Annotated in this window: 21 protein-coding genes; 1 reads left to right on the forward strand and 20 read right to left on the reverse strand. The window is 62.9% G+C overall.

The window, feature by feature from the left end; translation table 11 throughout:
• The 20 genes from AO692_RS04900 to AO692_RS33915 all read right to left on the reverse strand — a co-directional run bounded on the left by AO692_RS04900 (position 1) and on the right by AO692_RS33915 (position 16,679).
• Positions 1 to 582 carry a hypothetical protein gene (locus AO692_RS04900; RefSeq protein ID WP_054308916.1) on the reverse strand — a complete coding sequence of 194 codons (582 nt, stop codon included), beginning with the start codon at positions 580 to 582 and terminating at the stop codon, positions 1 to 3.
• Positions 579 to 1,040, reverse strand: coding sequence for a DNA circularization N-terminal domain-containing protein (locus AO692_RS04905; protein ID WP_054308917.1), 462 nt, complete (start codon positions 1,038 to 1,040; stop codon positions 579 to 581). Before AO692_RS04905 ends, AO692_RS04900 begins: the two co-directional genes overlap by 4 nt.
• Positions 1,040 to 3,187, reverse strand: a complete 2,148-nt coding sequence (locus AO692_RS04910) for a phage tail tape measure protein (RefSeq protein ID WP_054308918.1) — start codon at positions 3,185 to 3,187, stop codon at positions 1,040 to 1,042. Before AO692_RS04910 ends, AO692_RS04905 begins: the two co-directional genes overlap by 1 nt.
• Positions 3,188 to 3,302: 115 nt before the next feature.
• Positions 3,303 to 3,629 (reverse strand): phage tail assembly protein, encoded by a 327-nt coding sequence (locus AO692_RS04915; RefSeq protein ID WP_054308919.1) that lies wholly within the window; start codon positions 3,627 to 3,629, stop codon positions 3,303 to 3,305.
• A complete protein-coding gene (locus AO692_RS04920; RefSeq protein ID WP_054308920.1) occupies positions 3,629 to 4,000 on the reverse strand; it encodes a phage tail tube protein in 372 nt (123 codons plus the stop codon). Before AO692_RS04920 ends, AO692_RS04915 begins: the two co-directional genes overlap by 1 nt.
• A 67-nt stretch (positions 4,001 to 4,067) precedes the next feature.
• On the reverse strand, positions 4,068 to 5,582 hold the full coding sequence (locus tag AO692_RS04925) for a phage tail sheath subtilisin-like domain-containing protein (protein WP_082407217.1): 1,515 nt from the start codon (positions 5,580 to 5,582) through the stop codon (positions 4,068 to 4,070).
• Positions 5,569 to 5,772: a hypothetical protein gene (locus AO692_RS04930; protein ID WP_054308921.1), complete on the reverse strand. Its 204-nt coding sequence runs from the start codon at positions 5,770 to 5,772 to the stop codon at positions 5,569 to 5,571. Before AO692_RS04930 ends, AO692_RS04925 begins: the two co-directional genes overlap by 14 nt.
• Positions 5,765 to 6,505: a hypothetical protein gene (locus AO692_RS04935; protein ID WP_054308922.1), complete on the reverse strand. Its 741-nt coding sequence runs from the start codon at positions 6,503 to 6,505 to the stop codon at positions 5,765 to 5,767. The genes AO692_RS04930 and AO692_RS04935 overlap by 8 nt, the downstream gene beginning before the upstream one ends.
• The gene (locus tag AO692_RS04940) at positions 6,505 to 6,921 is read right to left on the reverse strand and encodes a hypothetical protein (RefSeq protein ID WP_054308923.1); all 417 of its coding nucleotides are present in this window, start codon (positions 6,919 to 6,921) and stop codon (positions 6,505 to 6,507) included. Before AO692_RS04940 ends, AO692_RS04935 begins: the two co-directional genes overlap by 1 nt.
• Positions 6,921 to 7,253 (reverse strand): DUF2190 family protein, encoded by a 333-nt coding sequence (locus tag AO692_RS04945; RefSeq protein WP_054308924.1) that lies wholly within the window; start codon positions 7,251 to 7,253, stop codon positions 6,921 to 6,923. Before AO692_RS04945 ends, AO692_RS04940 begins: the two co-directional genes overlap by 1 nt.
• A gap of 87 nt (positions 7,254 to 7,340) precedes the next feature.
• A complete protein-coding gene (locus tag AO692_RS04950) occupies positions 7,341 to 8,837 on the reverse strand; it encodes a hypothetical protein (RefSeq protein WP_054308925.1) in 1,497 nt (498 codons plus the stop codon).
• 78 nt (positions 8,838 to 8,915) lie between these two features.
• Positions 8,916 to 9,548 carry an HK97 family phage prohead protease gene (locus AO692_RS04955; protein ID WP_054308926.1) on the reverse strand — a complete coding sequence of 211 codons (633 nt, stop codon included), beginning with the start codon at positions 9,546 to 9,548 and terminating at the stop codon, positions 8,916 to 8,918.
• Entirely contained in the window at positions 9,545 to 11,020 is a 1,476-nt protein-coding gene (locus tag AO692_RS04960) for a phage portal protein (RefSeq protein ID WP_054308927.1), read from the reverse strand. Before AO692_RS04960 ends, AO692_RS04955 begins: the two co-directional genes overlap by 4 nt.
• Positions 11,020 to 11,217, reverse strand: a complete 198-nt coding sequence (locus AO692_RS04965; protein ID WP_054308928.1) for a hypothetical protein — start codon at positions 11,215 to 11,217, stop codon at positions 11,020 to 11,022. Before AO692_RS04965 ends, AO692_RS04960 begins: the two co-directional genes overlap by 1 nt.
• The gene (locus AO692_RS04970; RefSeq protein WP_054308929.1) at positions 11,217 to 13,199 is read right to left on the reverse strand and encodes a terminase gpA endonuclease subunit; all 1,983 of its coding nucleotides are present in this window, start codon (positions 13,197 to 13,199) and stop codon (positions 11,217 to 11,219) included. Before AO692_RS04970 ends, AO692_RS04965 begins: the two co-directional genes overlap by 1 nt.
• A gap of 3 nt (positions 13,200 to 13,202) precedes the next feature.
• Positions 13,203 to 13,832 carry a hypothetical protein gene (locus AO692_RS04975; RefSeq protein WP_054308930.1) on the reverse strand — a complete coding sequence of 210 codons (630 nt, stop codon included), beginning with the start codon at positions 13,830 to 13,832 and terminating at the stop codon, positions 13,203 to 13,205.
• A 116-nt stretch (positions 13,833 to 13,948) separates the two neighbouring features.
• The gene (locus tag AO692_RS04980; RefSeq protein ID WP_054308931.1) at positions 13,949 to 14,479 is read right to left on the reverse strand and encodes a phage tail protein; all 531 of its coding nucleotides are present in this window, start codon (positions 14,477 to 14,479) and stop codon (positions 13,949 to 13,951) included.
• A gap of 96 nt (positions 14,480 to 14,575) precedes the next feature.
• The gene (locus AO692_RS04985) at positions 14,576 to 15,679 is read right to left on the reverse strand and encodes a hypothetical protein (protein ID WP_152979719.1); all 1,104 of its coding nucleotides are present in this window, start codon (positions 15,677 to 15,679) and stop codon (positions 14,576 to 14,578) included.
• Between the two features lie 237 nt (positions 15,680 to 15,916).
• Positions 15,917 to 16,189, reverse strand: coding sequence for a hypothetical protein (locus tag AO692_RS32665; protein ID WP_152979720.1), 273 nt, complete (start codon positions 16,187 to 16,189; stop codon positions 15,917 to 15,919).
• Between the two features lie 118 nt (positions 16,190 to 16,307).
• Positions 16,308 to 16,679 carry a hypothetical protein gene (locus tag AO692_RS33915; RefSeq protein ID WP_348271444.1) on the reverse strand — a complete coding sequence of 124 codons (372 nt, stop codon included), beginning with the start codon at positions 16,677 to 16,679 and terminating at the stop codon, positions 16,308 to 16,310.
• A 165-nt stretch (positions 16,680 to 16,844) separates the two neighbouring features.
• Here AO692_RS33915 and AO692_RS33920 point away from each other — a divergent pair, with 165 nt between their 5' ends.
• Positions 16,845 to 17,015, forward strand: a complete 171-nt coding sequence (locus tag AO692_RS33920; RefSeq protein WP_348271445.1) for a hypothetical protein — start codon at positions 16,845 to 16,847, stop codon at positions 17,013 to 17,015.
• Positions 17,016 to 17,022: the final 7 nt, after the last annotated feature.

The following is a 17,022-nucleotide window of genomic DNA, read 5'->3' on the forward strand; positions in this document are numbered from 1 at the left end:
TCAGTATGCAAGCGCCTTCAGCGGCGACGGCATCAGCATCGGCGTGCCGGTTCCATTGCGCTCCATGATTTCCGCACCGCGCGACGCCTGCCCGTAGAGATCGAACGCGATCAGGGATGACGGCAGGGAAATGCCGGTTTCCACACGGACGATCGGCGCAGCATTCGCGGCCAACCGCGAAAGCTGGACTGTCGCCTCCCCGATAAGCCTCACCGCAAAATCGAGAACGATGTGACCAAGCGCGTCTCCGACCACTGGATAGGCAATCTCTGCCTGAGCAGCGAGACGCACCCTCGCGGCGGCGGCATCGGGTTGCGCGGGATATGAAGCGCGCATGACGGCGAAGGCGTGAACGACAAGCCGGCCAAGCAAGTCGACCGGCGCGGCATCCTCGACATCGTCGAGGGCGATCAATGTCGCAGAAGGATCGGCAGCCTCGCCGACAAGGCGGCATAGTTCGAGGTAGGCGGTCGCGGCGGTGTCACCACCTGCCGCGATCACGGCCTGCCTTTGCTGCACCAGAATGCGATCGTCGGCGTCGGCGATGAGCCGGTCACACAAGTGGAAAAGCCATGAAATCATTTGAACAGGCTCCCGATTGCGCCGCTGACAAATACAATGCCGGCGTCAAAGATGTCGCGCAGCGCAGAGATGCCGCCAATCGAAGCCGATGCCCCGGCGCCGGCTTCCACGAAAGAGAGGCGATAGGCGATGTATCCCGCGCGATCCTTGCGGCGTTCACGCTCGCACCCGATGCAGTGCATCATTCTGGCGGGGTCGATCGGCAGCACGAGGAGTGCCGGCCCAGGCGCATCGCAGGCGCGTTCCAGCACATGTCCGATAGCGTCGGCGGCATCGGTCGCGACATAGGCGCTGACCGAAATGGCCGTCGCCATGCGGCCCATATCCTCGGTAAGAGGACGCTCGCCGCCCGAGATGTCGTGAACGACAACGCGGCGGCCGCGCATGGGGCCATCGTCTTCGACATGGAAAGGCACGCCCCGGAACGAGGCAGGCCGAAGCTTGAGCCAATTGCGCATCAGATCTTCTCGCGAAGCCCGCCAGCGTTGGGCATGGTGCGGCCCTTGTCGCCGGTTGCTGGCGCCAACGAGCCGACCGACGATGTGCGGACATTGGCATTGACCGTAACGGTGCCGATGCTTGCCCTGAAGGATTGAGCAGCTTCCTGCCCGATCTGGGCGCCGATGCCGGCAACCATTTGCTTGAAGACGCTACCAGCCTCTCCGCCCGCCCGATTGACCGCCTCGGCCGCTTCGCGGATCGACTGCGCCGCGCCGCTGCCGCCAGAATTCAGGGAGCTTTCGATCTCGTTCGAGATGCCGGATGCGTCGCTGCGCAGAAGTTTCATGGAAGCTTCCTCGCTTTCACGGAAGCTGGCGCCGCCTGCTGGCGGCAGCGCGAAGTCGGGACTTCTGGTCGGCGCCAGCAGGTCCTGCATTCCAGCCCTGATGGCGCCCGGCAGTTCGCCAATCGCCTGCGCGATCGACGAAGCTATCGAGGATTGGCCGGCGGACGGCGCAGCTCCGAAGTCGCCAGCCAGAAGCTGTCCACCGCCCGCCGCATGCCGGAACTCGTCGAACGACGCATCGCCACTGGACGCGGCAGGCAACGCGGCCAAAGCAGTTCGCCTGGCGCGGCGTTCGTCCGCCTTCCTCTGGCGCATACCTTCAGGCGACGGCGCGACGAAGCGGTCATATTTCAGGTCCGGCAGGGGGAAGTCGAGGTCAGAACGCCCGGCAGGAACCACCATGGTTGCCGGCAATCCATGCGCCTTTCTGTCGACCACAGGCGCGTCCTGGCGACGCGAGGGCAGTTCAGGCGAAAGTGCCAGAGCGCCTTTTTCAGCTATCTTACCTTCAGGCGAACGCCAGCCACCTTCGAAGGCAGCGAGGCCACGCGCTTCCTTGTCGAACCAGTTGCGCGCTCGCCAGGTCTGCTGCTGTTGCGGCGTCAGTCCGCGCTTGTTGAGGCCTTCGGTGATTGCCTGATCGAAATCGAGAAAGCCGGTAGCGCTGTCCAGCAAGCCGGTGACGGGCGGCGCTATCGTATTTCCGAAGGATGTGCTGAAGCGTGTCCATGACGACGCCATGCGATCAAGCTTCGTCTCTGTGTCGGCAAGAACCTTGTTCACGTCACGCATAGTAGCGCCGTCGACGTTCGCCAGGGCTCGCTGAAATCCCTCCATATCCTTGCGCCCCTGCAACAGGGCGCGCATGCCGACCTGAAACTGCGCATCAGTGAAGAGCTGCGGGATCTTCGAAAGGTCGCCTTTGGTTGCTTTCTCCGAGAGGTCGAGAAAAGTATCGACCAGATCACGGCCTTCCTTGCGTGCCTTGGCAAGTTCGGCGCGCAGATCGACGCCGAACTTGGCAAACTTCTTGACTGTCTCTTCGCTCTCCATCTTTTGGAAGATGTTCTGCGCGGCGGTCGCCGCTTCGCCAGCTGAGCCTGTGCGTTGGCGAATGGTCTGGAGCATCGCCGCAAGCTTCCCCAAACCCTTCTCGCCCTTGTATCCGAGCGCCGCAAAGGCTGGGGCCATGGACGGGAGATACTGCGCCATGTCCTTCAGTTCGAACTTTCCCTGCTTGCCGGAGGTAACAAGGATGTCGAACGCGTGCTGCATCTTGTCGCCGGCAATGTCGAAAGAACCAGCTACAGCGTCGGCGGTGGTGGCGATGTCCGCTATCTCTGCTCCTGCAGCCTGAGCAGTAGCAGTCACCGCAGGCAGGAACTTCATGGCATCATCGGCTGACCGCCCGGCTGCAACCAATGTTTCCAGACCGGTCGTCACGTCGTCCTGCGCGATGGCGTATTCGTAACTGATCTGGTTGACGGTCTTCAGCATGCCGCCGACCGCTTCCTTGCCTTGGTCGGCATTGATGGCGATGCGGTTGAGGCGACGTTCGACGGCCGCGTAAGCGACAACCGAACGCTGCACGCCCATCGCGATGGCTGCCGGCGCAAGGTAGCGAGCAGTGGCCGCGAGCGTGCTGACGGTTTGCTTGTAGGCGGCGGTCTGGGTCCTGGCCAGTGCGGTCTGAGACCTGTTGAACGCCTTGGCGGAACGATCCACCTGCGCCAGCTTGGTCTGCAACGTCTCCAAGGCCCGCATGTTGCCGAGCTTGGACGAGATGCGCAGGATCGCTTCAATCTCGCGATTGGACATCAACGTGTACCCTTGGGTTGATCCTGCACCCAGGCCACGTAGCGGCCGGCCTGCATGATGATGAGAGAAAGGGGCAAGGCGCCGACGTCGCCTATGCCCTTTTGCGCGCGCCAGATCAGGAGGTCGGCGGCTCGTTCAACCGTACCGCTTCGGTAAAAAAACCCTTCAGCGCACCCTCGATGCGGAGTGTGTCCGCCAATGAAAGGACGGCGAGGATGGCCGGTGCGGTCGCTCCGGCAGGCGCCTCGACAAGACGTTCGGCATAGGAGCGAAGCGCATCCCGGTGTGAAACCATGACGGTTCCATCCCCGGTCGGTTGCCACTCGGCAATCGGTCCGATCGACCAGTATTCAGCGCCGGTCGGCTCGCGGACCGTTAGGCTGTCGAAAGCGACACCGTGAACCTGATACTTTTTCGACAGCGGAACGGATTTGTCAGCCATCAGCCAAGCCTCTGATAGCTGTCCGCACAGATGCCGAGCTGCGAAAGCTCGCCATTGATGCGATTGGACGAAGGCTTTCCGGTCCAGAATGCCGAGGTGAACAGATGCGTCACGCCCGTCTTTTCCTCGACGATCGTGATGTTGTGGCGGTCGGCGTTGAGCAGATCGTCGAAGTCCAGGCCATCATCGGCGAAGACCAGTTCGGCCCTCGGCGCATCCGGCGTGATGATCCGGTCGGCGCGGCCGTCCTGATTGGTGACGGCATCGTTCGACTGATGCGCGCCGAGAATGGTGATGGTTCCACGCAGCGAGAGGTTGTAACCGGTCGAGCCGGTTACCCTGATCTTGCCGCCGAAATCGCGTCCGGCCATGGAAGTGTCCTTTCAGGTTGTGAGGGGATGGCCGGCATAGCCGGCCGATTTGATGCAGCAGCAGGCCTTACGCGGCAGCAGCTGCGGCGCGGAACTGCGAATAGATCACCGCATTGGTGGCGATCACGTCGAGCGGGTTGACCATGTCCAGCGGCGCGTAGATGTCGACGCGGTTCGGGTTGTCGGCATTGCGCTGCACGCGCAGCTGACGCGCCGCCATGTCAAGGTTTTCCAGCACACCTGTCAGGACCATCTCCTGGTATGTGTGCACGAAGGTCGCCTGGATATCGCGCGGCGTCGAAATCGCCTGGACGTTGCCGGGGTTGTCGTCGGCGATGGCCTTCTGACCGTGTTCGATGGTGAGCGCGGTGCGGAACTTGCGCAGCGCATAGACCAGCTGGCCGATCTTCTGGAGGTCGCGGAAGGTCGTATCCGTCACGCCGAGCGTGGTGCGCTGCATGGTGATGATCTTGTCGACCAGTACCCGCCCCGCCTGATCGACAGACCATGTCGAGATGCCGGACCGGAGGAAGGAGTCTCGCGTGGCGTAGCCGTACCACTTCGAGCGGTCACGCGGCGGCGAAAGACCTTCGACGACAAGGCCGGTCTGGTTGCGCGACACGTTGCCGTTGGCACCGTCGGCCAGCCACGGCGTGATGCGGGCCAGGACGCCGGCAACCCACTGCCAGGACGGTTCCGCGTTGCCGCCAGAGGCAGGACGCGGCAAGGCGGTGATGTGGCGATCATCCTGCGCGAGACCGGCCGTGGTGATGTTCGCAACCGTATCGGTGATCGGATAGACGACATGGCCATAAACCTGCCGGTTCCACGCCCAGCGGCCGGAGATATCGGACAGCAGCGCCTTGTAGCGCCCGACATTGTTGGCGTCGGCGAAGGGCGAGGCGATCCAGTCGAAGGGATCGTCGCCGAGCGCGGCAAGGCCCGCCGACAGATCGGGCGAGCCGGCGCCGGGCGTGGTCGTCGCAAACGTCAAGGCGGCTCCCGCGAAAGCGTTCGTACCGGTCAGCACCGGGACGAAGACATCGACATCCGTAATCACCAGCCCTTTGTGGCGAGCGGTCAGCGTCACGACTGCGGCGGCAGCAACCGCCGTGAAGGGCAAGGATGCCTCCGTCAACGGATCGAAATACCCGTTGATCGCAGCGGCAAGCGCGGCCGCGACACTGTTGACCGTATCGCCGGCTGCGATGGTGATGGCCAAAGGCTCGCCGGCAATCTCGATCACGCCGACACCACCGTTTGCCGGCACGTTCGCCACGGTGATGGTGCGAACCTCGGCCGTGCCCGTCTCCGTCACCGGCAGGCACCAGATTTCCTGTGCCGGCGCGTTGCGGCGGGCGATCCGTACCATGTCGTCGAGCATGGAGCCGGCGCCGAACAAGGCACGCGCTTCGATGGTCGATGGGCACGCGACTGGCTGGTCGAGCGTCGCGGTGCCGGCCGCCACCTTGTGGCCGATCAAGAGAAGCCGCGAACTGTTCTCGAACTGGCCGCCGCTGTTCACCTCGAAGGTGACGATCGGCGCGACGATGTTGCCGGGGATGGTATTAAACAGGGCCATTGTCTTTCCCTTTGCGTTGGCCGCCAGCGGCGGGCTGTGGTTCCTTGACGATGTCTCCGTCCGCGATCAGCGCCGCGTAGAAGGGATGTTCGGTGTCGACGGTCTCCCCATCGGTGCTGAAAAGCCTGCCGTTCCTGTCCGGCATCGGCACTTTCAGCGCGTCGCTGGCGAGCCTGTAGCGTTCAAGCATGGGGCGCTCCTGTCCAAAGAATGGGGTTGTCGGTCGCCGGATCGGCGGCCGGGTTGTCGAATGCCGCAACGCCGGCAAGCGGCGGACGTGGGTCGGCGGCAAAGATACCGGCCAGCTGCGCAAGCTTGTGCTTGGCATAGGAAGTGTCTGGCAGCTTTTTGAACAGGGTCGCCATCGGCTCCGGCATGCCGCCGTGCTGCTGATCGAAACGATCGTCCTCGATCACAGCGGAAAGACGCATCGTCGTGCGCTGCCAGCGCAGGCCCAATTCCGGCACGCCGAACGCTTCTTCCTCGATCTTCCGGATGCCGATGATGGTGTCGCGAAACAGGAAGCCGCCCTGGCTGAATTCCAGCAGGTTGCGGACCTGGCTGGTCAGCGCCGCAAGGACGAGCCGCGCGTCGGGATCGTCCCCCGCCATGGCGTCGGCATAGTCCGGACCGCCTTCGTCACGAGCCGCGATTGCCAGTTCGCAGACGATCTCGATTTCGGTGCTGCATTCGCTGTCGGCTGCGTCGGCGGCATCGCCCCGGCGTGACACCGATGACGATCTGGTGTGCAGCGCAACGGTCGGCGTGTACTCGCGGTCCCTGTCCAGGTCCTGGAGTGCCGTGGAACGCGAGTCGAGGACATTGCGTCCGGCAAGCGTCGGATAGTCGGAATTGCTCGCCAGCGATGCAGTCGGGCACAACACCTCTATCGCGGCGAGCCGCGCGGCTTCTGCGGAAAGCATCAGAGTGGTCCGATCTGTTTTGCGACCGCCAGCGTCAGCATGGCGCCGCCGAGGCCATCGGGATCGATCGCGGTAACTTCAAAGAACGCGGCGTCGAAGTGCCGGTGCAATATGTCGTCGGTGCGCAGCTTCGCCGGATCGTACAGCCGGATCGAGGCCCTGATCGGCCCAGCCCGGTTGGTCGTGACCTGAAGCCCCGGCCGCATCATCGGGCGGGGATCGTCGAGGCGCTGGCTATCGCTATCCTGATAGAAACAGGCCTTGACCTCATAGGACGGCCGTTCCGTCGACCACGCCGGCTTGCCGTTCGGGCCGCCGACCTTGTCGACGGGACGAACCGTGCATTCGTCTCCGTTTACGGTTTCGACGACTGACCGCGAAACGTCAGCCAGCCGTCGAAAGAGGGCTGCCATCATCAGACCGGCGTACCGAGGCGAACACGACCAGTGTTCGAAGGATTGGCTGCCACATCGGCGGCATAGCCGAGCAGCGTGTTGCCGGTGGCGACGGTGGTTGCCAGCGAGGCTGCGGCGTCCCAATAGACCTTGGCGCCGAGGGTCCAGGCCTGCGCCTGCACCTTGGGCAGATCATAGACGCCTTCGAGGTGGATGGTTGCCAGGGCGCCAGCTGCCGCCGTCACGCCGGGAATGCCGACGAGACCGCCCGAAATGAAAGGCGTGCCGGAGACAACGCCGCCGGCCGGCACGGTGATGTCGATGGCATCACCCGGTTGAACGAAGTTCTTCATGGGTCAGATCCTTGAAAACGGAAACGCGCGCCGAACGATGATTGCCGGCACGGCGCGCGGCGTGCCGGCAAGATCGATAGAGGCGGGTTATGCGCCGGGGTTCTTCCAGCCGAAGCGGAAGTCGGTGGCGCCGACGCCGAAGTCGTGCTCGACCGACATGGCGAAACCCTGCTGGCCGAAAGGCTCATCCGTGCGGACGCGCGGTGCCTCGTATCCGTCCAGATAGCCCCAACGATAGTTGGAACCGGTTGCGGGATCGGCAAACAGATGCCAGGCATTGCCGGTGATCATGCCCGTCTCGATCGGCTCCAGGCGACCGGAGAAGATATTGACGTTCGACACGGTTGCCGGCGTGATCGACGCGACCAGCTTTTCCGCCTCCGTCAGCTTGTCCGGACCGACGAGCAGGATGCGGGCACGGTTCTGCAACAGCGGATTGTCGCCGATGCTCTTCTGCTTCGACATTGCGGCGCGACCCTTGCCGACATTATCGACGTCAATCACGGTGCCGGCCGCAGCAAGGTTGCTGTGATCGGCATGGAATACCGCCTTGCCGTCAGCCAGATTGCCGTTGAAGGCACCCGTGTAGAAGGTGATTTCCTCGAAGAGCGCGACAGTATCCCCATAGCTCGACAACATGTCGGCAATGGCGCCGATGTCATCGTTGATCAGCATGTTGCGGGAAACGCGCAACGCGATGGCATAGGAGAACGCCTGCACGGTTTCCTTGCCTTCCTTGAAGGCGCCATACTTGATTTCGCCGGTTTCCAGCACGCGCTGGAGCAGCGGGAAATCACCGACCTTGACCACGGATGCCGGACGGAAGTCACGGAAGTTGCGCTGCCGCGCAATGCGGCGGTAGGTCGGTTGCGCCAGAGCGTAACGGCCTTCGAGGGTGCGGTTGATGGCGCCTTCGAAGATGATGGGGAAGTCGGAAGTCGACAGCGAGCCGGCACGCGAGAACAGATCGTCGACCTGGCGGGCATTGAGCATGCGGCCGCCACGGAAGTTGACCGCGTCGGCTGCGATATCGACCAGACCGCGTTCCATGTACTGGCGCGCCTGCTGGCTTGGACCGGCCTGCGGCAGCGGTGCGCCGAAACGATAGGCCAATGCCTCGATCTGGGCAGAACGACGCGTTTCGGTTTCGTCCTGGCCGATCTGCGCGCCGGGGGTCGTCTGCGTCGAGCGGGAGCGTTCGGCCAAGCGATCGAACAGCTGTGCACGGAACGCCTGCGGCGAAGTGCCGGAGCGGATTGCTGTCTGCTCTTCCTCGGTCGTCAGCTCCACGCCCTGGCGGCGGGCAAGTGCCGCGATACCGACGATGTCGGCAGCGCGCGTGGAGAGGTCATCGGCGCCGCCAGTGCGCTGACGGTTGTTGTCTTCCTCTTCCGTGTCGTCTTCCTCGTCGACCTCGGCGAGGCGATCCATCGCACTGCGCACAGCGCCGATCTGGTCGAGGATGGCTTTATGCTCATCTTCGATCGCGCGTGCGGCGTCGGCGCTCGTATCGTCCTTGATCTCGGCAAGCTTTGCGGCGGCGCGCGCCTCCAGCCTGCGGAGTTTCTCCAGCAGCTTTCTCATGATGTGTCTCCAGAGTGCGCCTCGCCCGAGAAGGCAGATTGTCGGGCATCCGCCAAAAGGCGGCGATTGAGCAACCGGCTAGCGGTTGCCCATTCCATAAGAGCGCATGCGCATTTCGCGGCGCAGGCGCTGATTGGCATTGATCGTGTCAGGATCGGCGTCGACCCTGCAGGCGAAGAGGCCTGTTTCAGCATCCGCGCTGCGGAACTGCGCGCCGGCATCGGCCGGGACCGGGACGGCGGACAATTCCCATGGCTCCCAATCGATCACCCGATGCACGGCGATCTGACCGGCGCGCTCCTTCTTCTCGACGGCATGGATGCGGTAGCCGACCGAGATATTTCGCACCACGCCTTCCTTGATCTTAGCTACGCGGTCGGCGGCGTCGGGCGAATTCGATAGCTGGACACGGGCAAAGCCCTTGCCGCCTTCGATGCGTGCAGAACCGGGAACGACGGAGCCAAGCACATCGGCAAGGCTCCATTTGCTATGGGTGTCGAGCAGCGGCGCGCCGGCATTGAGGCGATCGAGGCGGACACTTTTCGCGTTGACGATCAACTCCTCGTCGAACTCGCCGTCTTCCCAAGTCACACGGCGGAAGGTGGCACCTGTGGTCCAGATGACTTCCACGGTGGAAGCGACTTCGTCGAACGATCCTGCGCGGACCTCGGCGTCGCGCATCATCTGCGGCAGTCGGATGATCGTGCTCATGGCTGTTGCTCCATTTCCACGCGTTGCGGGCCACCCTGCGCCGGCCGGCGCGGATCGATATCCAGTGTGACCTTGGCTTTGTCGGCCGCGGCGAAAAAGGCCGCCGCGTCTTCGAGGCTCTTGCGCCAGTCGACACCCCAGGAAGACATGAATTCCTGCGGCGACATGCGCCCGCTTCGGACTGCCAGGATGTCGGCTTCCATGTCCTTCTTCGGATCGATCGGCTCGTTCGCCGGCATGATGAGATCGACAGGATAGCCGCCCCTGCGCTGCGGCAGCATGCCGGCCAGCAGGGCGCGGCCTGTGAAGCGGCGGACGGTCGGCATGACCATGCGCGGCGCCAGGATGCCCCACTGCAATTGCTCGACGAGGCGGCGGAATTCGATCTTGCCGGCCCGCAATGACGAATAGTTGGCGCGTGTCAGGTCGCCGGTCAGCTGGTCGTAAGTCATCCAGGCGCCGGCCGCCATGCCCTGCATGGCCGCGACGTGGATTTCCTGAAACGACGACTGCGATGACGGATTGGCAAAAGCGATGTCGGAATCGCCGATGTCGGCAATAGTGCCCGGCTCGATCTTGGTGATCTTCTTGCCGTCTTCATCCTTTTTGGCAGCCAGTACGTTCACGCCGCCGGGCTGCCGCTTCAGGAAACCGGCGAAGCTTGCCTGCGTGCGCGCCTGGACGATGGCTGCCTCGATCAGATCCTGATCTTCCTTGCCGGTGAGAAGGATGGCGGAAAACCACGAGACCCCCCTTATCTGTCCCCACCGCAACGGGCGATAGAGGTGGCAGAGATCGTTCCACGGCACGCGCGTGGAATTGCGGGCGCCGGCAAGCGTCATGTCGCCGGGATGCTCGGGATGCAGCCACAAGGCCTGCCGCCTGTGATAGTCGCCAAGCTCGACGCCAAGCCTGAAGTTGTCGCCCGACAGGCCGCGATCCTTGGTGCTGTCGATCTGGTCTCCTTCCAGGCCCTGGAGCCAGAGCGGCACAAGGCCGCCAGCTTGATCGATGTTGGGATCGATGAAGCGCAGCACGGATTCGCCACCTTCGATCATGGAGCGAACGGCAAGCGCCTGCATGGCTCCGAAGTCCATGACGCCTTCCGCATCGGCGCCGCCGAGCCAGTCTTGCCACAGCATGCGGAAGCGGTTGTCTGCACGGTCGGAGCCGGTGTTCGGTACAACCGTGATGCCGGTGCCGACGGCGTGCGAGACCAGCACATCAAGAATGCGCTGCCCCTGCCAGCTATCGCGAACGAATTCGCGGGCACGATCGCGCAGCGACGAAAGCGCCCCGGCGATCTCGACATTCGCCGAGGTCGAGCGGGAGCGCCAGCCGCGATTGCGACGACCATTGCGGGCTGCCGCATAGTCGCGCTCGCGGTATTGATCCAGCATCGCTCTGGCATTGGCGCGCTTCAGGCCCATCCCAGGCGCGAAGACCGCGATGGTCTTGTCGAGGATGTTCATCAGGTACCGCTCTGGTATTCGACGACGATCAGGCCGCCGGTCGTGGTGCCGTCGATTTCCGCCTTGATCTGGTCGCGGATGCGCAGCATCTCATCGAGCGAACGGAATTCCGTCTCGTGTGTCTGGAAGCGCACCTTGCGCGCGCCTGTGGCGATGGCGGCGCTGATCGCTGTGAGATCGTCTTGTGTCCAGGCCATCAGTCGTTGTTCCACCAGCTATCCGCGACGCCGTCGCCGCTATCGTGTGCCCGTTCGCTCTTCATTGTGTCCGCCGGCTGCGCGCTGGTCTGCGCCTTCATTGGCGCCGGAGCGAACATGTCAGGCAGCTTCACTTCGTCCGGCACACCGCGATCGGCGATCAGCGTGCGCCACTGCTCTTCCGTCATGCGCGAGATGCCCAGGTAATCGGCCAGTGCCGCACCGTAGATTTCGCAATCGAGCAGGTGGTTTTCCTCGCCACTCCGGACCAACCAGACGCGACGGATGCGACCGCGATAGTTCTCGTTGCCGAGATATTCGGACGTGATCTGGCGGAAGTAGACTTCATCCATCCAGCCCCCGAAGTGGCAATAGCCTGCAGGGAATGTCAGCTGCATGCCATCGGCGCCGCCTTGCTTCGCGAGGTCGGCATAGAATGCCGCCTTCAGCGACCATGTGCCGACGCCCCAGACCATGGCACCGCTACGGATGCGCTTGCCGTTGAAGTCGATATCGACCGGCGTCGGCTGCCCGAGCGCAGGCCGCGACCAGCCGTCGAGACCCTTCAGGGCGAAAGTCGCCGCCTTGCCGCGAACCCATGTGTAGACGACATGGCTGCGATAGCCGCTGTCCACGCCGAAGGCATCGACCTGCCGCGTTCCGCCGAAGGCGTCGGGCCAGCGGCGCTGGCGTATTTCCTCCAGCGCAGAGAACGCACCCGAAAAGGGATCGTCGGTCGCGCCGGCAATGTAACCAGCATCGACGCGCCATGACTGGCGGTCCGGCCCATAGGCTTTGATGACATACCAGATGCCATTCATCTGCACGTCGGCGGAACCGACCAGCACCAGCCCGAGCGGCGGGATGTGGCCCTTCTTCAGCTCCGGCGAGCGGCGGGCCATCAGCTGCACATGATCGGGTGCATCGCCCTTCACGTCGAAGGCTAGACCGAGCGTCAGGTTATAGAACGCCTTCAGCTTCTTCGGATCGCCGGATGCCTCGACGAAGCGCTGCGCGATCTTTTCCCAAGGCACGAACGGCGATGTCAGAGCATCGAAATGATAGCTCGGATAGGCGCCGGGACGCGCGGCGGTGGCGATCCACCGCCCCTTCTTCATCAGGGCGACCTTCTCGTGGCTTTCCACGATCGAGCCGCAGCACGGCGTTACGTAGTGCGCCTTGAACGGGTAGACCTCTTCGAACTTGAAATGCTTGCGGTCGAAGACGAAGTGGAACTGCTCGCCGCAACCGGGGCAAGGCATGAACCAGTATCGCTGATCGCCAGCTTCGAAGGCCTGATCGATCTTGGAATCGCCCTTGATCGTCGGCGTCGAGACCTTGGCGCGCTTCCAGTCGCCCGACATCAGGAACGACTCCTGACGGGCCTCGACCATGACGAGCGGGTCGCCCTGATTGTCGAGATCGTCCGGGTATTCGTCGATCTCGTCGAGCAGCGCGACCTTGATCGTCTTACTGCGCAGGTCCGCCGCCGAGGTGGCGATGGCCAGCGTCAGCGAGCCGCCGGGGTAGACCTTCGACGTTCCGGTCGAAGCGCCGGCCTGCCGCGATGTCTGGCTGTGAACCTTGCTCTTGAGCGGTTCCGACTTCTCGATGACCAGCGAGAGTTTCTCGCGGTTGAAGTCAGCCAGTGCGCCGCTGGTAGGCTGGACGATCATGATCCGACAAGGATCTTGATCGATGTAGTGCGCCGTCGATGCCAGCAGCATCATGGTGAAGCCGGTCTGCGCCGACTTCCTCACCGCGATCTCGTTGACGCCGCTGTCCATGCCGAGCATGTCAAGCGGTTCAAGGATGTAAGGCGTGAGGCCCGCATCCCAGATTTCACCGGCCTTCGGGCCGTCCGGAACAACCAGATGTTCCTGCGCCCAAGCCGAAGGAGCAAGACGCTCCGAAGGCGAGATGACGGCGGCAAGCGCACCGGCCACGATAGCCAGAGCGGATCGCGGGAAACGCACGCGCATCGGCTATTCCTCGAACAGCTCTGTTTCAGTGCCGCCTTCGGCCTCTTCGAGCTTGCCGGCCTCAACCAGGTCTGCGAGTGCCTTGGCAACGGCTTGCCGCTGCGCTTGACCCTTTTGCCGCAGCACCCGGCTGACCGCAGGCTGTCCGCCGTTCGCCGCAGCTTCGGCGAGGTCCGAACTCCAGCTGAGCGACTGATCCAGAACCCGCGTGATGGCCGTGGCCGCGCGGACCAAGGCACGATCGAGGTCCTTGATCGGCACAAGCTCGCCTTGGCGTTCAGCCAGGTCGAGGGCCTTTAGCCGGGCCTCGTATTGGGCGCGCTCGGTTTGGGCGTCGCGCAGACGCGGCGGCGTCTCTTCGATGTTGATCTGCCGCTTCGTCTCCTCGGCCTGCTCTTTGGCGCTGTCGCCGACCTGCCCGACTGCACGGTCGAAAGCAGCGAGATCGACCATGCGCGAACGGCCCTGGAAACGCGTTTCCAGCACGCCGCGCTCGACGAGGCGATCGACCCTCTCCTTGGCGGACTGGCGATGGATGCCCTTGCGCTTGGCAAGGTCCGAGATCGAAATCCACACGCCGCCGCCAGCCGGCGGCAGCGATCCATCGCTTCCGGCTGGTTGTAAGGTCGTCATGGTCTTCCGTCAGGTTTGTCAGGTCAGCTTTTTGAGGGGGCTGACTAGCGAGATTTCGGGGTCGCCCCGGCCCGTAAGGGGGCGGTGGCGGGGAAGGACCCGTTGGGTCGGGCGGTCTAGGCCGAGGGCAGAAGGCGCCCAAGCTCATGAAGGAAGCGAGGCATCAAGGTCTCCTCGATCACCTCGGCCAACAGCTTGAGATAGACGCTCTCGTTGTTGGTGATGTCGTGAGCCGGGTTCGGTCCGAACAACTCGCGGATCGGTAGGCGCTCGCTGCCTTCCCGCATCATGACGCCTGCATGTCCGCTGGCCATCTTGGCGATGAAGGCGTGGCGGTACGAACCGCGTGCACGAACCGCAACGCCCTTGGCATTCTGCCGTGCACCCAGCTTGTAAAGGCTGATCCAGTTCGATCTCTGGACCACCTCGGCGGTGTTGCCACCAGCGTTGAATTTCGCGGTGGTCCGCTCACGGATCAGATGCTGCGGCAACTTCAGCCGGGGCGCCTGCCGTTTGATCAACCGCGAACGGGCAGTCTCCGATACGCGGGATGCGGCACGGGCAAAGGCCTTGGCCTTGATCTCATCCGGCAGCTTGGCGATTGCCCTGCTCAGATGCAGGAAGTCGGAAGCATCAGCCTGAAACATCGCCGTACCTCCTGAAATGAAAAACCCGCCTCGTTGCCGAAGCGGGTGATCAATCTTTTTATCCGTGACAAGTGATCCTCCAAATCTCGGTCGCAGTCAAGCGGGCGCAGGGGTGATTTTTTGAAGCCGCCGAAACCAGCGTGGAAAGCGCGCCGCAAGAGCGGCTTCGTGGCGCTCACGCTCCTCCTGCTCCAGGCGTGCAGCCGTCACCAGATCGGGAAGCGAGCGTGCCTTGTTCACAACCAGCCACGGCGCTGCGGGTACGGCAGTTGACATCATCACCACATCGCTAAGTTGCCGCGCGATGTCATCGACTACCAGCGATAGTGCCGATAGCCAGATTTCGTGTTCGGCACGAGCGATGATCGCGGCAACCGGCTCGGGATCGAGGTATGGCTTACGGTATGCACCGGGAAGAGGACGGCGCGTCCGGCTGCTCCATCCGTCCACCTCGACGTTTACGATCTTCGTCCGCTCGGTGCCATCGGCATTGACGCCATCGAGAACAGTCTGATGCCTGCGGACAAACCACTTGTCCTGACCGCTGCCAAACGCCTCGTGCCGCTTTTCGACATCGTCGATCTTCATGGCCTCGGTGTCGTAGCCCATGATCGCGCGGCGGATGATCAATTCCGATGGCTTCAGCCGCAGCGCCATTGCGCCGCCTTCGCGCTCGACGGTCATCTTTCGCCATGCATCGGATACCGCCTTGGCACCAAGGCCGCCGAACGCGTCCAGTTCCGGAGCGGGGCGCCAATCCTCGGGAAGCTCCAGCACCAGTTCATCCAGCGCCATGACAGCACCGCCGATCAGCACCGCGTCGTGGTGTGGCCACTCCCCTGCCGAGAAATCGGGAACGATGCCGTAGCTGTCAACGAGCGTGAGATATTCGGCAAAGCGGTCGGTCTTCGCCCAACTGGAACCGTAGGGCATGGGGCCGTTCAGATGCGGTCCGGTCTTCGGCAGCTCCTCGCGCCATGCCCAGGCAATCACATCCTCGACCGGGCCATAGCGTTTTCCTGCCGCATTGCGCGGCAGAAACGGCAATTTGCTCCTCACAAAACCGGGTTCTGCACTATCTGCACTGTTTTTTGACATCTGCACTGTCCTTTCAGAATTTAACTGCTTGCTTTCGCAAGCAAAAAAGAAGGGATAGGGCCGCAAGTGCCGATAGTGCGGATGACCAACGGCAACGCACATGAAGGCATGCAGTCCCCTATCCCCTGTTCACATCACGCGCACATGTGAGGCGCAGTCATCGGCACTATCGGCACTAACGGCACAAACCATTGATTTCCCAACCCTTTTGAAGTGCACATCCGAAAGCAGGTAAGCGGCATCGGCACTTGCTGCCCTGCCAAAAAGTGCAGGAAAGCGCGATCCAGGCACGCCAGCCTGAAAATGGGGAGAGGGAAACCGAGGTGATAAGGTCGCCGTTCATGCGCTGGCATCCTCACGGCCGCGCCGAATGCGGCTCTCACGTTCCCACCGCTTGTAAGGACGACCGCCTTCGGCCGCCTCGGCCGAGCGGTCGAGATGCCAGATATGAAAAATCTCGTTTGCGGCTTCGCGCTCCTGATCGGTAATGAGTGCATGCTCACCCCTATGAAGCTTGCGGCTGTAATGATTGCTCAGCTTGCGAAGCTGGCACTGCGCTGAAGCAGCGTCACATTCCGGCAGAGTACAACGAAAGCAGGGATCGTCTCTCACAGCAGCGCCTCCATGCATTGCGATATCTTCAGCACGCGCGAATGGGAGTGAATGCAGAGCGAGCGTAGTTTGGCACCCGATACTGCTCCCCAATCCCTACCGGAGCGCCGCTTTCTCATCATCCGCCCCACTGAATTGCAGCGGCAGCCATCATCCCCGGAAAGGATCGGCTGCGCAGGCGTGCGCGTTCTGGACCTGGCGACATTCGGTGGACGCGGTTCCACTGTCGCCACTCGGCAGTGTCCCGTTCCGGCTTCTCCAGCATCTCAGTCGGTCGCAACTCGCGAAGATTGCGCAGATACCAGCCCGTCGCCTTGAATTCGGGATGACCGAACCAATAGGGTTGCACGATATGCGCGGCGGGCAGGTCATCCGGCATGCGCGCGCGTGCCAGATCGTTCATCTCCGGATTTTCAAGGGCAATTCGCTCGATTGGAGCTTCCCAGCACGTCGTGAAGATGGAAACGCCTTCCTCGAATTCTTCCTTCATGCTTTCCCATGTGCGGCCGGACGGCAGACGTTTTGGGGGCGTCCATGCCCCCGGCCCACTCATCCATCGGCGACCAGACCGACAAAGCCGGGTGCAGGGCGGATGCATCACCGCAAGCAAGTCCCATCCTTCGTTCAGAATTCCATCGCGGATGTCGCAAATGATGTGTCGGTTGCTTCCGTCTTCGGCGCGTTCGATGTCGCAGGACCAAACATCATGGCCGCGCGCGGCGAAGGCGCGTCGAGCGATACCGCTCGTTTCGCAGCCGATGAGAATTCTAAGCCGCTGCGCCGCAACTGGCTGACCAGCAATCGGGTAGCCAGCGGGCGGAACTAGATGACGC

It is taken from the genome of Mesorhizobium sp. 1M-11 (assembly GCF_001303895.1).
Lineage (GTDB): Bacteria > Pseudomonadota > Alphaproteobacteria > Rhizobiales > Rhizobiaceae > Mesorhizobium.